Here is a 13,045-nt window from a genome sequence, read left to right on the forward strand (position 1 = left end):
TTATTTTCCTTCAGTGAACAATTTATCTAAGGTGTTTTCAAAAGTGTGATAATCGAGGAATTGATAGAGTTCTTTTCGTTGTTGCATTTTATCCAGTACATTGACTTGTGTACCTTCATTGCGGATCGCATGCATTACTTCGAGTGCCGCTTTTTGCATTGCACGTGTTGGTGATAATGGGTAAAGCACCATTGCAATACCCTGCTCGCCTAGTTCTTCTTTGGTGTAGTAAGGGGTATCACCAAACTCTGTAATGTTTGCCAGTACAGGGACACCGACTGCATCGCAGACAGTTTTGTACATGGTAATATCAGTCATTGCTTCAGCAAAGATCGCATCAGCACCGGCTTCTACACATGCACATGCACGGTCAATCACTGCTTGCAGACCTTCTTTCTGCAAAGCATCTGTACGTGCCATCACCACAAAGTTTGAATCAGTTTTTGCATCGACAGCCGCTTTAATACGGTCAACCATTTCCTGCTGCGTCACAATTTCTTTGTTCGGACGGTGTCCACAGCGTTTTTGCGCGACTTGGTCTTCGATATGAACCGCTGCTGCACCCGCAGCAATCATTTGTTTCACAGTACGAGCAATGTTAAATGCACCGCCCCAACCTGTATCGATATCGACGAGTAATGGCGTATCTACACGTTCAGTAATACGACGAACATCTTCCAAAACATTGTCTAAACTGGTCATGCCTAAGTCAGGTAAACCATATGAATAGTTCGCCACACCTGCACCAGATAAATATATGGCTTTATAGCCAACTTCTTTTGCCATCATTGCTGCATAGGCATTTACTGTGCCAATGATTTGTAATGGTTTTTCGATTTCCAATGCTTGTCTAAATCTTAAGCCTGCAGACGTTTGTTGTGTCATATTCCTTTCCACGGCATTTACTTTAATTTTCGAAGTTTGAGTATATCCATATTTTTTTCCAACTCTATGGCTTTGTAGAATATTAACTCTAAAACTTTAGTCAAATATTTCACTTGTCACCTATCTGTTGTTATTCTTTAGTCAAAGATCCCTTATTTATGAGCAAAGCAGAAAAGTACTGAATTTTTTGCTATAATTATCGTCAAATCAGCTCTTTTTTTGTTAAATATTATCACTTTATGCAAGATTTAATACACATTGAACCTTTAACGCATGACCAGCCACAAACGCGGCGCGGACATGAACGATGTGTTGCGCTTTTAGAAAGTGCTACGGAGCTTTTTTTAAAACATGGGTTTGATGCAGTTTCATTAGATGACATCGTGAATCATGCGGGTGGTTCAAAAGCGTCAATCTATAAATATTTTGGTAATAAAGACGGGTTATTTAAGGCTATTTGTGACTATCGTCGCTGCTTATTTTTCAAAGATATTTGCCTACCATTTACAGTCAGCCCTGACACCGATATTCGTGCTTATCTCATCAATACTTTAAGTGACTTTCATCAGCATATCGTGATGCCTGAAAATGCGGCATTTATGCGGTTAGTCTTAGAACAAACAGGACGTAATCCTGAAATAGCACGTTATATTCATGAGCAAGGCCCAAAACAAATTCAGAACACCGTTGCAGAAATTTTAAATCAAGCGCATCAACACGGTTTGCTGTATTGTGAAAACCCGCTGTTTTCGGCTCAATTTTATTTTGGAATTTTGCGAAATTTAGAATGGCGCGTTCTCATGGGCATCACCATTGATGAAAATGATCAAGAAACCATCAATTACATCAGTTATTGCGTCGATCGTTTCCTAGACGGTCACCAAAAGCGCTAGATTTTTTGCAATTTACCTCTCTTATAGTATATTAATCGATTCCTTTTTCTCTAACCAACCAACAACTAATTGTTGTTTTGTTTTTTGATTCAGCAATTATTGTGGAGTAACAATGGCTCTACGTCACTTTCTAACTTTACGCGATTTATCGACTTTAGAACTTAATCAAATTGTACAGCGCGGTATCGAACTCAAGCGCAAACAGCATAACAATGAAGTTTTCCAACCTTTCGTTGGTAAAGTCATGGGCATGATTTTTGAGAAATCGAGCACCCGTACACGTGTATCGTTTGAAGCAGGAATGAGCCAATTTGGTGGTAGTGCAATTTTCCTTTCATCTCGCGACTCTCAATTAGGGCGTGGCGAGCCAGTAGAAGATTCTGCACGCGTGATTTCAAGCATGCTTGATATTGTAATGATTCGTACTTTTGGTCATGACATTGTTGAACGTTTTGCTTCTTATTCAAAAGTTCCTGTCATCAATGCATTAACAGATGATCACCACCCTTGCCAATTACTTGCCGATGTTCAAACATTTGTTGAACACCGTGGTTCTATTGAAGGTAAAACGGTTGCTTGGATTGGTGATGGCAACAATATGTGTAACTCATATATTGAAGCGGCTCATATGTGGGGCTTTAAATTAAAAATCGCTGCACCTAAGGGCTATGAACCTAAAGCAGAATTTTTATCTGAATTTGCACACTGTGTGGAACTTGTTGATTCTGCCGAAGATGCTGCAGTTAATGCAGATTTAATCGTTACAGATGTTTGGGCAAGTATGGGCCAAGAAGAAGAGCAAAAAATTCGTGAAAAAGCGTTTGCTGATTATCAAGTGAATGAACGCCTGATGGATCTTGCTCACGCTGACTGCCTATTTATGCACTGCTTACCTGCGCATCGTGGCGAAGAAATTTCTGAAAATATGCTTGACCACAAAAATGCTGTGGTTTGGGATGAAGCTGAAAATCGCTTACATGCACAAAAAGCACTTGTAGAATTTTTAATTAACGAAAATCTTAAAAAAGACTAAGGTTTTACTTAGATAAAAAAGCACCTTCGGGTGCTTTTTTTGTTTTTGCATGCTTTAATAAAACCATAACTTTTATAAGTGATTAAGATTATGCGTTTAAGAAATATTTGCTTATTGGCTCTTGGATTGAGCTTATCTACTTTTAGCTTTGCTGGTGAACCAAGTGAATTAGATCAATACTTGGTGAAAAATCAGATTTTAGATAGCAATTTTAAAATTAAAAATAAAACAGGTTTAAACGAAATACTGGCTGCCATTAGTGATGAAGATTCACGCACTCTTCCCTATCAAGTTGATCAGAATATGTTGATGGAAAAAATGGAAATTGAAGCGGATAAGATTGAAATTGATGGTATTATCACCACCCCTGATTTTGCGCAATTTGAACAATCAGTCGGTGAACATAAGGTGAAGCAACTCATCAAGCATAATTCACTCCAAAACTGTGAATTACTATTCGAGCATCAATTTCAACGTGTTAATCCATATAAAATTGAAATGGATCTAAGCTCGGGTAGCAATCAATACGAAATTATCATTAAAAATACAGAGTGCAAATTTAAATAAATATCTAATTTCTTACAGCTCTTGGTTTCTTACAGCTCTTGGTTTAACTTTTGCATTGTTTGACTTAACGAATTAAACCTTGAGGCTGTAATACAATCACAGCTGCGCCCACCAACACAATGACGCCACCTAGCATATCCCAACGTGTTAGAACTACGTGATCGACAAAACGCAACCACAGCAATGCAGAGAAAATGTAGATTCCGCCATAGGCTGCATAGATACGACCCGAAGCTGCTGGATGCAACGTCAATAACCAAACAAATGCAGCCAATGCAAGCGCTGTTGGAATCCATAACCACTGCGATTTTTGCTGATTTAAAATCAAATATGGGAAGTAACAGCCTAAAATTTCCATCAGTGCTGTCAGTGCAAATAAACCAAATGTGGTCAGCACTTTTGTTAATGGTATGTCCATCATTGAGAAACCCAAATCTAGCGTCGAATAAATATAAAAAACCCGTGCAAGCACGGGTTTTTCGTTAATTAAATTACTTAAGCAGGTTCAGCGGTTTGGTCTTCAAACACTTCGAGTTTTAAGCCCACAGCTTTACCATTTTCTCTCTTCACTGAAACACCAACATTACCGCCATGTTCCGCAAGCTCGCCAAACAAAATCATTTCAGCAAGCGGTTTCTTCAAATGCTCTTGAATTAAACGCTGCATTGGACGAGCGCCCATCAAGCGATCGTATCCTTGCTCTGCCATCCATTCGCGTGCATCTTGGTCAACCTCAAGAACCACTTTTTTGTCATCTAACTGTGCCTGAAGCTCTGTTAAAAACTTATCAACCACACTTTCAATGACAGTTGTTGGCAATGCTTTAAATTGAATAACACCATCTAAGCGGTTACGGAACTCCGGAGAGAAGGCTTTTTTCATCGCGTCTTGGTTATCATTACTGTTATCTTGATCCATGAAACCAATGCTCACACGTGAAATTGATTCTGCACCAATATTGGTAGTCAGCACTAACACGACGTTACGGAAGTCAGACTTACGACCATTGTTGTCCGTTAATGAACCATGATCCATAATTTGAAGTAACAAATTAAAGACATCTGGATGTGCTTTCTCAATTTCGTCTAGTAAAAGTACGCAATGCGGATTTTTATGAATCGCGTCGGTCAACAAACCACCTTGATCAAAACCTACATAACCCGGAGGCGCACCAATTAAACGAGATACGGCATGACGTTCCATGTATTCCGACATATCGAAACGTACAAGTTCAACGCCTAATAATTTTGCCAATTGCTTAGTGACTTCAGTTTTACCCACACCTGTAGGACCAGCAAATACAAAATTACCCACTGGCTTATCTGGTGCTTTTAGACCTGCACGAGATAATTTAATCGCAGATGCAAGCGCTTCAATCGCTTCATCCTGACCGAACACCACACGTTTCAGATCACGCTCAAGATTTTCAAGGACGCTCTTGTCATCTTTAGACACAGTTTTCGGTGGAATACGGGCAATTTTCGAAACGATATCTTCAATGTTTTCAACTGAAATGACCGTATCATCTTGCTCAGCTTTTAAACGACGCTGCGCACCAGCTTCATCAATCACATCAATGGCTTTATCAGGTAAGAAACGATCATTGATAAATTTCGCTGATAGTTCAACCGCAGAAACCAACGCTTGATCTTCGTATTTCACATGATGGAATTCTTCAAATTTACCTTTTAAGCCACGCAGAATATCAATCGTTTCTGAAATAGATGGTTCATTGACATCAATTTTTTGGAAACGACGAGATAATGCATGATCTTTTTCAAAAACTTGACGGTATTCTTGGAAAGTCGTTGAACCGATACAACGTAAAGTACCATTCGCCAAAGCTGGTTTGATGAGGTTCGATGCATCCATCGTGCTGCCCATACTTGAGCCTGCACCGATGATCATATGAATTTCATCAATAAATAAAATAGCTTCGGGCTTTTTCTTCAATGCATTTAACAGTTGTTTTAAACGCTTTTCAAAATCACCACGGTATTTAGTTCCTGCAACTAAAGCACCAATGTCTAAACTAAATACTTCTGCATTTTCAAGCGGTTTAGGAGCTTTGCCATTTACAATGAGCCAAGCCAAACCTTCAGCAATCGAAGTTTTACCTACACCCGGATCACCCACCAAAAGTGGGTTATTTTTACGGCGACGGCATAGAATTTGAGCTGTACGTTCAATCTCTTTTTCACGACCAATCAGTGGATCTGTTTTGCCTTTTTGAGCTTCAACATTGAGATTGGTCGTATAAAGCTCTAATGGGCCAGAATTTGAAGACGTAGTACTTTCACCATCGAGCTCTTCTATTTCTTCTTCGGCTTGAACTTCATCTTTACGTGTGCCATGAGACAAGTACTGCGTTAATGTCAAACGGTTGATTTGATGGCGTTTAAGTAAATACACCGCAAATGAATCACGCTCTGAATACATCGCAACTAAAATGTCTGCACCTTCTACAGTGCGGTCATTACCACTCGATTGCACATGGAAAATTGCACGCTGCAAAATACGATCAAAACTTTCTGTAGGATGTGGCGCTTGATCGCTATTTTCGCCAAGCTTAGGGGTATGTTGTTCTACGTATTCTTCAAGTTCTTTGCGAAGTACAATAATGTCTGCGCCACATGCTTTCAATGCATTAACAGCGGAATCATTATCCAGTAAAGCCAATAATAAATGTTCTACCGTCAAAAATTCATGTCTCTTTTGACGAGCCATGCTGACAGCCAAACGTAGTGATACTTCTAATTGACGACTGAGCATGTAATCCCCTTATTAATCTTTTGGCTCAATCTGACAAAGTAATGGATGACTTTGCGACCGAGCGTAATTATTGACCTGATTTGCTTTAGTCTCTGCGATGTCTCGCGGATAAACCCCTGCAACACCCTTTCCTTCATAATGTACAGTTAGCATTACTTGAGTGGCTTGGTCAAGATTCAAAGCAAAGTATTGTTGTAAAATTTCAATTACAAAGTCCATTGGAGTGTAATCATCGTTCATTAAAACGACAGCATACATAGGAGGACGCTTTAACTCAGGTGGCGCAGTCAATACTTGAATGTCTGAATCACCATCATCCTGCATACCTTGGCTGAGAGTCGGGTTTAGATGCCAGTCCACTAAACCAGATTGGTAAAATGAATTTTTAATGTCAGATAAACACGTTTGACGCTTATTGGTTCGCATAGGATTTAGGTTTCACACTTAGTTTGCACTTGCTTCAGTTTGAGGAATTTCTGAAAGGAAAGCAGATTGATTTTCAACAGGCTGACCTTTCGACCAGCTAAAACGGCGAATAACGGGTTTAGAACCGCTTAAACGCACTTCAATAAAGTCTGGACTAAAGCCTTTTGGCATGGTCCAACGTCCAGTGAGTCGCTCACTTTCGCTAAAGTTAAAGTTTTTGTCTTCTAAAGGCACTGCAAGTACTTCTGTACCCTTAATTAGACGCAGCTCAACACTTCCAGACACATTACTTTTTGACGGACTTACTTGAACGAGATCAAGTTGGTATTCATACGCATTTTCAGGTAACGGTTTAATCGCTAAATGTTGTACTGCAAGAGGCATACCACCACGTTGGCGTAATACTTCACGATACAAAACACCTAAATTACCCGTTAATTCTTGATCATCACGTGCTTTTTTAACAGCCAAATATAAATCATTTGAATTACTTACAGCGACATCACGCTCTTGGATTGCCGCATTCAAACTTTTATTCAGGCCTGCTAATTCAGTTTTTTGCTTTTGCACCACATCAACAAGTTGCTCTGCATCTGCATCATAACCGACCACAGTTAAGCCCTGACGATGACCGATACTATATCCGAGAAAACCGCTGCTCAATGCAAGTACAACTGCACCAATCGCCAGTGGCATATTCGTCTTCATAAAAGGCGTTTTTTCACTGTTTTCAGGTTCTGACTTGAAATTAGATTCTGTATTCGACATCGTCATCTCTTATTTTTAGTTCACTCAAGGCACACATTTAAATCCAGTTTTAAATGTGTGTGAAGTTTTAAATCGTTTCTTATGGTAATAAACCAATGCCTTGAAGTCCTGCATTTTCAGCAAAACTAAACATCAAGTTCATATTTTGTACGGCTTGACCTGCTGCACCTTTCACCAAGTTGTCTTGAGCCACCAAAATCACTAATTTTTTCGGCTGAGGTTTGCAAATCGCAATACGTAATTGGTTCGCACCACGAACAGTACGTGTTTCAGGTGAGCTACCTGCAGGCATAACATCTACAAACTGCTCATTAGCATAGAACTGTTCATATATGCTTTGTAAATCCGCAGAAGCACCTGCGTCTGTCAAATCAATATAGATAGTGCTGAGCATGCCACGAATCATCGGTACTAAATGCGGTACGAATAAAATTTCGTTAAACACACCTTTTTGACCTGAAATATTTTCTAAGGCTTCTACTATTTCGGGATGATGACGGTGACCTGCTACACCATATGCTTTAAAGTTATCTGCATTTTCAGAATAGATCATACCTAGGCTGGCTTTACGACCTGCACCAGACACACCTGATTTTGCATCAATAATAATGCTTTCAGGTTTCACTAATCCTTCGGCTTTTAATACTGGCGCTAAACCGAGCTGAACAGTTGTTGGGTAACAACCTGGGTTACCAATCACTGAAGCCTTTTGAATTTTTTCACGGTTTAATTCAGACAAACCATAAACTGAATCTTTTAATAGCTCTGGACAGGCATGGTCTAAACCATACCATTTCTCAAATTGAGCTAAGTCTTGCAAGCGGAAGTCAGCAGCAAGGTCAATCACTTTAGTATTTGCAGCAACTAACTCTTCTGCGTGTTTCATTGCAACACCGTGCGGCGTCGCAAAGAATACAACGTCACATTGTTTTAGTTCTTCAATATTTAGATCTGAATAGCAAAGGTCTGTATGTCCACGCAAGCTTGGGAACATATCATCCACACGGCGGCCATTTTCAGTACGCGAAGTTAAAACTTTCACTTCTGCATTTGGGTGTCGCAGTAAAATACGCAGTAATTCAACACCTGTGTAACCTGTACCGCCGACAATACCTACTGAAATCACGCTCATTACCTCTATTCAAAGTATCCATTTGATGACTGCGTAGTATGACAGGAAGTTACGGTTTTCTGAACTGTTTTGACATATAAAGCTTCACTTTATAATGTTAGCTTATCTTCTGAATCCTATTAAGTCAGATCATGCATATAAATCCTGATCATTACCTATCCACAGCTCAAGGTCGTGTCTTCACTAAAGAAAGAAATATTCCAGCATGGCAATGCTGTTTTGACGCTTTTAAGCATGAATTAAAAACTAACCCAAAGGTTAAAATCATTTATATATTGATCGGATGCCAAGGGGCTGGGAAATCAACTTGGGCCAAAAACCAAATATCCCGCGAACCTGAAAATATTATTTTTGATGCTATTTTAGTAAAGCAATCTGAACGTCTACCGATAATTGAGCAAGCTAAACAATTGGGTAAAAAATGCGTTGCTGTATGGTTACAAATCCCGCTCGAAGTATGCATAAAAAGAAACGCTCAACGACCTTCAGATGAAATAGTCGATCTGACGGCATTAACCAATGTTTATTACGCATTAGAACCGCCTATATACCAAGAAGGATTTGATTTAATTGAAATAATATATTAAGAAATGCTTTAGTGTTTACAACTTAGTGCCTTTAATTCAGAGCACCCACCACCAAGGCATTGCCGTCATTTTTAGTATTTTTCGATGCTGCTGAAAATTTATATCATGCTTTTGCACTTCAGCCCAAAAATTTAGACTATGATCAAAGTGCTTAGTATGCGCTAACTCATGTACAGCCACATAACGCGTGATTTCCAACGGAAAAAGTACCAGCCCACTATTCAACATAATGTCATGCTTTGCAGAACAGCTGCCCCAGCGAGTTTTGGGCTGACGAATTGAGCAATCACCATATTTCAAGCCTGTTTCACTGCTCACTTGCTTTAAATAAATTGGTAAATACTCTTTGGCATAAGCAATCACAAAGCTTTTTAAATATTGCTCAGGCTGCCGAACACTGATGAAAAGCTGATGCTTTTCTTCATCTAAGATGAATGAGTTTTTTTGTACTTTATAAACAATGCTTAGAGGCTGCTCTAAATTGAATAGTTTTAATTCTACTGGTAGCGTTTTATCAATCTGCCCTGTTTTTTCCTGCTGCTTCTGCCATGTCTCAATCATCCATTGTTCCGATTGTTTAAGAAAATCTTGAACTTGGCGCTGTGTACAAAACTGGGGAACCGTTAATTTAATTTGAGTTGGTTCTACACGCAGCCTTAAGCGTGTGGCACGTAATTTTCGGGTGATTTGAATTTCAGGAAGGTTTGGTGTCATTTATTCTTTTTAAAAAGCTTATTAATAATGCATAAAATTGAATTTTAAATATTTTCAAAAATATATTAGGAGTCCCTTCTCCCTTAGGGAGAAGGTTAGGATGAGGGGACTTTTAAATTGACCTCTCCCTAACCCTCTCCTCAAAGGAGAGGGAACTTCCATTAGAAATTTAATATAAATCGAAACTCAATTTACAATTAAATTTTCTATAGATTAAACCGCAGTACGCTCTTCAATACCGTTATCGGTCGCAACAACAGCAATATCCGCTTTGTTTAATGCAAAGATACCGTTACACACTACACCTGGAATGTCATTCAAAGTCTTTTCAAGCTCTAAGGCATTCAGGATATTTAAGTTGTGTACGTCTAAAATTACATTACCGTTATCTGTAACTACACCTTCACGGTACACAGGGTCACCGCCTAAAGAAACGATTTTACGTGCCACAGCAGAACGTGCCATTGGAATCACTTCTACAGGAAGCGGAAATTCACGTGCCAATTGATCAACCCATTTAGAATCATCTACGATACATACGAATTTTTTTGCAATTGAAGCAACGATTTTTTCACGAGTCAACGCAGCACCGCCGCCTTTAATCATGTGCATATGACGGTCAATTTCGTCAGCGCCATCTACATAGGCATCTAAACCGCCAACGTGGTTCATATCAACCACTTCAATGCCTAATTTTTTCAAACGTTGTGCAGTTGCTTCAGAACTCGCAACAGCAGCTTCGAGTTGAAGCTCTGGCAATAATTCGATGAGGAAGTTCACAGTACTTCCTGTACCAACACCCAAAATACCGCCCTTTGGCAAATGCTTTAATGCAGCTTTTGCGGCAGCTTGTTTCTTTTCATCTTGGGTAGCATACAGACTCATAACTTGGCTCAACTATTTTTTGACATTTGTTGCTGATTTTACAGCCCAAATGTACGGGTGTTTGTTACAATGAACGCTTATTTTAAACTGTTAGATGGAAAATTAACATGCTGTCTCGTTTGGTTCGACAAATATTACAGGCAACGGTCTATGACGTTGCAATCGAAACCCCACTCGAAGCAGCGCCACGAATTAGTGAAAAACTAAACAATAACATTCGCTTTAAGCGCGAAGATTTACAACCTGTCTTTTCTTTCAAGCTACGCGGTGCCTACAACCGTATTAGTCAATTACCGAAATCTCAGTTGGAACGTGGCGTTATTACTGCTTCTGCAGGTAACCATGCTCAAGGCGTGGCTTTATCTGGTAAAAAGTTAGGTATCCGTGCCATTATTGTTATGCCTAAAACCACACCAGACATTAAAGTACAAGCGGTTAAACGCTTAGGCGGTGAAGTAGTTCTGCATGGTGATTCTTTTGACGTAGCCAATAAATACGCAATCCAATGTGCAAAAGATGAAGGTATGACATTTATTCCACCTTATGACGACGAACTCGTTATGGCCGGTCAAGGAACCATTGCCAACGAAATTTTGCGTCAATGGCGTGATGTAGACTATGTATTTGTTGCTGTGGGCGGTGGTGGTCTCATTGCCGGTGTAGCTGCTTACTTAGGTGATGTGGCACCGCATGTTAAAGTCATTCCTGTTGAATATGACGAATCAGCATGTTTAAAAGCAGCCTTTGAAGCTAATGAACGTGTCATTCTTCCATCTGTAGGTTTATTTGCCGACGGTACAGCAGTTGCTCAAATTGGTGAAAAACCATTTGAAGTGATTCAGCTACAAAAATCAGATAACTCAGGCCCTATTGTTGAGCGTGAAGTTGTACTGGTAAATACCGATGAAATCTGTGCAGCGATTAAAGATACCTTTGATGAATGCCGCAGCATTGTAGAACCGTCAGGTGCAATGGCGCTTGCAGGTATCAAGAAGTATGTTGCAGAGCATGGTCTAGAAAATAAAAATATGGTGTCGATTGTATGCGGCGCCAATATGAACTTTGACCGTCTGCGCTACATTGCAGAACGTACCGAACTGGGTGAACGTAAAGAAGCGATTTTTGCTGTGACTATTCCAGAAGAAAAAGGTTCATTCCTCCAATTCTGCCGCGCACTACAAGGCCGTAACATTACTGAATTTAACTACCGCGCAAGCAACTCAAGTGCCGCTCAAGTATTTGTGGGTATTAGTCTCAAAAATGGCGAGAAAGAACGTCAGGAAATTTTTGAAACTTTAAAATTCCAATACGATGTAGACGATCTTTCCGATGATGAAGTGGCTAAACTGCATATCCGTTATTTGATTGGTGGTCATGCCGATATTGAAAATGAACGCCTATTCCGCGTGGAATTCCCCGAACGTCCGGGCGCATTACTCACTTTCTTAGAACGTCTAGGCCCAACGCATAACATCACCCTATTCCATTACCGTAATCACGGTGCTGCTGAAGGTCGTGTATTGGTGGGTATGGAAGCAACGGATGCGAAACAAAACCCAGATGGTTTAATTGAGACATTGGAAAATATTACCTATCCATATGTTGAGATTACCAATAACCTCGGTTATCAACGTTTCTTGAAATAAATAAAACGTCTATATGAAAGCTGGGATCTAGGTTCCAGCTTTTTTATTTGCATCAATTCTTTCCTGAATCAAAATAAATAAATTCATCAAATTAATTCATCAACGCTGTCATTGTTGTTAATTTAACCATACCCTATAATCCATTGAAAATAAAACAAAATGGATATTTAAAATTGAATTTTTATGCCTTATTTATGATCGCTATTGTGGGTTTAGGCGGATATTTTTATGCATATCCGGCTTATCAACTTAAGCAAGAGGAAGATAAGATTCGTCAAAGTATGAAACAAATTCCAAATCAGTCCCGTACGCAAAATCTAGAAAATATTTACGGATATACCGCGCAGGCTGAAATGCTGAATCAATATCCAAATTATATTGTATATATTCGCTTTGATGAGCTAAATGATCAAACCGCTCCAGAACCTGTTCAAGCCATCATCCGTGAATTTTCATGCGATGGCTTAAACCGTTTAAAGAATAATTCCGAGCTTGTTCGTAAAGCCACTCTAAATGTCATTAAAGAAGATCAACATCAATTTCAATATATTCTAAAAAATAAACTAGGCTATGAAATTTTTAAATATCAACAAGTTATGGATAATTGCCCCAATATTGCTGAACTTTATGCCTATCAAAACACTGAAGAAATTAAAAATTAGAGCTTTTCGGTTTAGATGGATTATGTAAATTTTCATAGCCGCTCTAGGCTGAACAAGCTAACATCAACATATTCA

At 39.3% G+C, this 13,045-nt stretch carries 14 protein-coding genes; 6 read left to right on the forward strand and 8 right to left on the reverse strand.

Translation table 11 applies throughout. The features are described 5' to 3' along the window. Positions 1 to 885 (reverse strand): methylisocitrate lyase, encoded by an 885-nt coding sequence (gene prpB, locus G0029_RS08630; protein ID WP_180023756.1) that lies wholly within the window; start codon positions 883 to 885, stop codon positions 1 to 3. A gap of 239 nt (positions 886 to 1,124) precedes the next feature. Between prpB and G0029_RS08635 the strand changes: the two genes are divergently transcribed. The 3 genes from G0029_RS08635 to G0029_RS08645 all read left to right on the forward strand — a co-directional run bounded on the left by G0029_RS08635 (position 1,125) and on the right by G0029_RS08645 (position 3,378). Continuing rightward, positions 1,125 to 1,778: a TetR/AcrR family transcriptional regulator gene (locus G0029_RS08635; protein ID WP_180023757.1), complete on the forward strand. Its 654-nt coding sequence runs from the start codon at positions 1,125 to 1,127 to the stop codon at positions 1,776 to 1,778. A gap of 112 nt (positions 1,779 to 1,890) precedes the next feature. Then, positions 1,891 to 2,811, forward strand: a complete 921-nt coding sequence (argF, locus tag G0029_RS08640) for an ornithine carbamoyltransferase (RefSeq protein WP_078193464.1) — start codon at positions 1,891 to 1,893, stop codon at positions 2,809 to 2,811. A 90-nt stretch (positions 2,812 to 2,901) separates the two neighbouring features. Beyond that, positions 2,902 to 3,378, forward strand: a complete 477-nt coding sequence (locus tag G0029_RS08645) for a hypothetical protein (RefSeq protein WP_180005563.1) — start codon at positions 2,902 to 2,904, stop codon at positions 3,376 to 3,378. 64 nt (positions 3,379 to 3,442) lie between these two features. Here the strand turns inward: G0029_RS08645 and G0029_RS08650 are convergent, their stop codons facing one another. From G0029_RS08650 to argC, 5 genes are all read right to left on the reverse strand, one after another. Further along, the gene (locus G0029_RS08650; RefSeq protein WP_111883867.1) at positions 3,443 to 3,796 is read right to left on the reverse strand and encodes a YnfA family protein; all 354 of its coding nucleotides are present in this window, start codon (positions 3,794 to 3,796) and stop codon (positions 3,443 to 3,445) included. 77 nt (positions 3,797 to 3,873) lie between these two features. Next, entirely contained in the window at positions 3,874 to 6,150 is a 2,277-nt protein-coding gene (clpA, locus tag G0029_RS08655; RefSeq protein ID WP_180106446.1) for an ATP-dependent Clp protease ATP-binding subunit ClpA, read from the reverse strand. Positions 6,151 to 6,162: 12 nt separating this feature from the next. Then, positions 6,163 to 6,576: an ATP-dependent Clp protease adapter ClpS gene (gene clpS / locus G0029_RS08660; RefSeq protein ID WP_180051274.1), complete on the reverse strand. Its 414-nt coding sequence runs from the start codon at positions 6,574 to 6,576 to the stop codon at positions 6,163 to 6,165. An 18-nt stretch (positions 6,577 to 6,594) separates the two neighbouring features. Next, complete coding sequence (locus G0029_RS08665; protein ID WP_180022835.1) at positions 6,595 to 7,344, reverse strand: hypothetical protein; 750 nt, start codon at positions 7,342 to 7,344, stop codon at positions 6,595 to 6,597. Between the two features lie 79 nt (positions 7,345 to 7,423). Beyond that, complete coding sequence (argC, locus tag G0029_RS08670; protein WP_180084340.1) at positions 7,424 to 8,476, reverse strand: N-acetyl-gamma-glutamyl-phosphate reductase; 1,053 nt, start codon at positions 8,474 to 8,476, stop codon at positions 7,424 to 7,426. Between the two features lie 131 nt (positions 8,477 to 8,607). Between argC and G0029_RS08675 the strand changes: the two genes are divergently transcribed. Continuing rightward, on the forward strand, positions 8,608 to 9,063 hold the full coding sequence (locus tag G0029_RS08675) for an AAA family ATPase (RefSeq protein ID WP_180106448.1): 456 nt from the start codon (positions 8,608 to 8,610) through the stop codon (positions 9,061 to 9,063). Positions 9,064 to 9,099: 36 nt separating this feature from the next. Here the strand turns inward: G0029_RS08675 and G0029_RS08680 are convergent, their stop codons facing one another. Beyond that, the gene (locus tag G0029_RS08680; RefSeq protein WP_180106450.1) at positions 9,100 to 9,777 is read right to left on the reverse strand and encodes a SprT family zinc-dependent metalloprotease; all 678 of its coding nucleotides are present in this window, start codon (positions 9,775 to 9,777) and stop codon (positions 9,100 to 9,102) included. 213 nt (positions 9,778 to 9,990) lie between these two features. Continuing rightward, positions 9,991 to 10,662 (reverse strand): ribose-5-phosphate isomerase RpiA, encoded by a 672-nt coding sequence (rpiA, locus tag G0029_RS08685; RefSeq protein WP_078188646.1) that lies wholly within the window; start codon positions 10,660 to 10,662, stop codon positions 9,991 to 9,993. 107 nt (positions 10,663 to 10,769) lie between these two features. Here rpiA and ilvA point away from each other — a divergent pair, with 107 nt between their 5' ends. Both ilvA and G0029_RS08695 read left to right on the forward strand, forming a co-directional pair. Then, on the forward strand, positions 10,770 to 12,308 hold the full coding sequence (gene ilvA, locus G0029_RS08690; RefSeq protein WP_180106451.1) for a threonine ammonia-lyase, biosynthetic: 1,539 nt from the start codon (positions 10,770 to 10,772) through the stop codon (positions 12,306 to 12,308). A gap of 194 nt (positions 12,309 to 12,502) precedes the next feature. Further along, complete coding sequence (locus G0029_RS08695; RefSeq protein ID WP_180106453.1) at positions 12,503 to 12,970, forward strand: hypothetical protein; 468 nt, start codon at positions 12,503 to 12,505, stop codon at positions 12,968 to 12,970. Positions 12,971 to 13,045 lie beyond the last annotated feature (75 nt).

Origin of the sequence: Acinetobacter sp. YH12138, from assembly GCF_015218525.1 — a bacterium.
Classification (GTDB): domain Bacteria; phylum Pseudomonadota; class Gammaproteobacteria; order Pseudomonadales; family Moraxellaceae; genus Acinetobacter; species Acinetobacter amyesii.

Bases quoted from the DNA above. Each gene is read 5' to 3' on its own strand.
- prpB (WP_180023756.1), bottom strand. From the start codon at position 885: ATGACACAACAAACGTCTGCAGGCTTAAGATTTAGACAAGCATTGGAA.
- G0029_RS08635 (WP_180023757.1), top strand. From the start codon at position 1,125: ATGCAAGATTTAATACACATTGAACCTTTAACGCATGACCAGCCACAA.
- argF (WP_078193464.1), top strand. From the start codon at position 1,891: ATGGCTCTACGTCACTTTCTAACTTTACGCGATTTATCGACTTTAGAA.
- G0029_RS08645 (WP_180005563.1), top strand. From the start codon at position 2,902: ATGCGTTTAAGAAATATTTGCTTATTGGCTCTTGGATTGAGCTTATCT.
- G0029_RS08650 (WP_111883867.1), bottom strand. From the start codon at position 3,796: ATGGACATACCATTAACAAAAGTGCTGACCACATTTGGTTTATTTGCA.
- clpA (WP_180106446.1), bottom strand. From the start codon at position 6,150: ATGCTCAGTCGTCAATTAGAAGTATCACTACGTTTGGCTGTCAGCATG.
- clpS (WP_180051274.1), bottom strand. From the start codon at position 6,576: ATGCGAACCAATAAGCGTCAAACGTGTTTATCTGACATTAAAAATTCA.
- G0029_RS08665 (WP_180022835.1), bottom strand. From the start codon at position 7,344: ATGTCGAATACAGAATCTAATTTCAAGTCAGAACCTGAAAACAGTGAA.
- argC (WP_180084340.1), bottom strand. From the start codon at position 8,476: ATGAGCGTGATTTCAGTAGGTATTGTCGGCGGTACAGGTTACACAGGT.
- G0029_RS08675 (WP_180106448.1), top strand. From the start codon at position 8,608: ATGCATATAAATCCTGATCATTACCTATCCACAGCTCAAGGTCGTGTC.
- G0029_RS08680 (WP_180106450.1), bottom strand. From the start codon at position 9,777: ATGACACCAAACCTTCCTGAAATTCAAATCACCCGAAAATTACGTGCC.
- rpiA (WP_078188646.1), bottom strand. From the start codon at position 10,662: ATGAGTCTGTATGCTACCCAAGATGAAAAGAAACAAGCTGCCGCAAAA.
- ilvA (WP_180106451.1), top strand. From the start codon at position 10,770: ATGCTGTCTCGTTTGGTTCGACAAATATTACAGGCAACGGTCTATGAC.
- G0029_RS08695 (WP_180106453.1), top strand. From the start codon at position 12,503: ATGATCGCTATTGTGGGTTTAGGCGGATATTTTTATGCATATCCGGCT.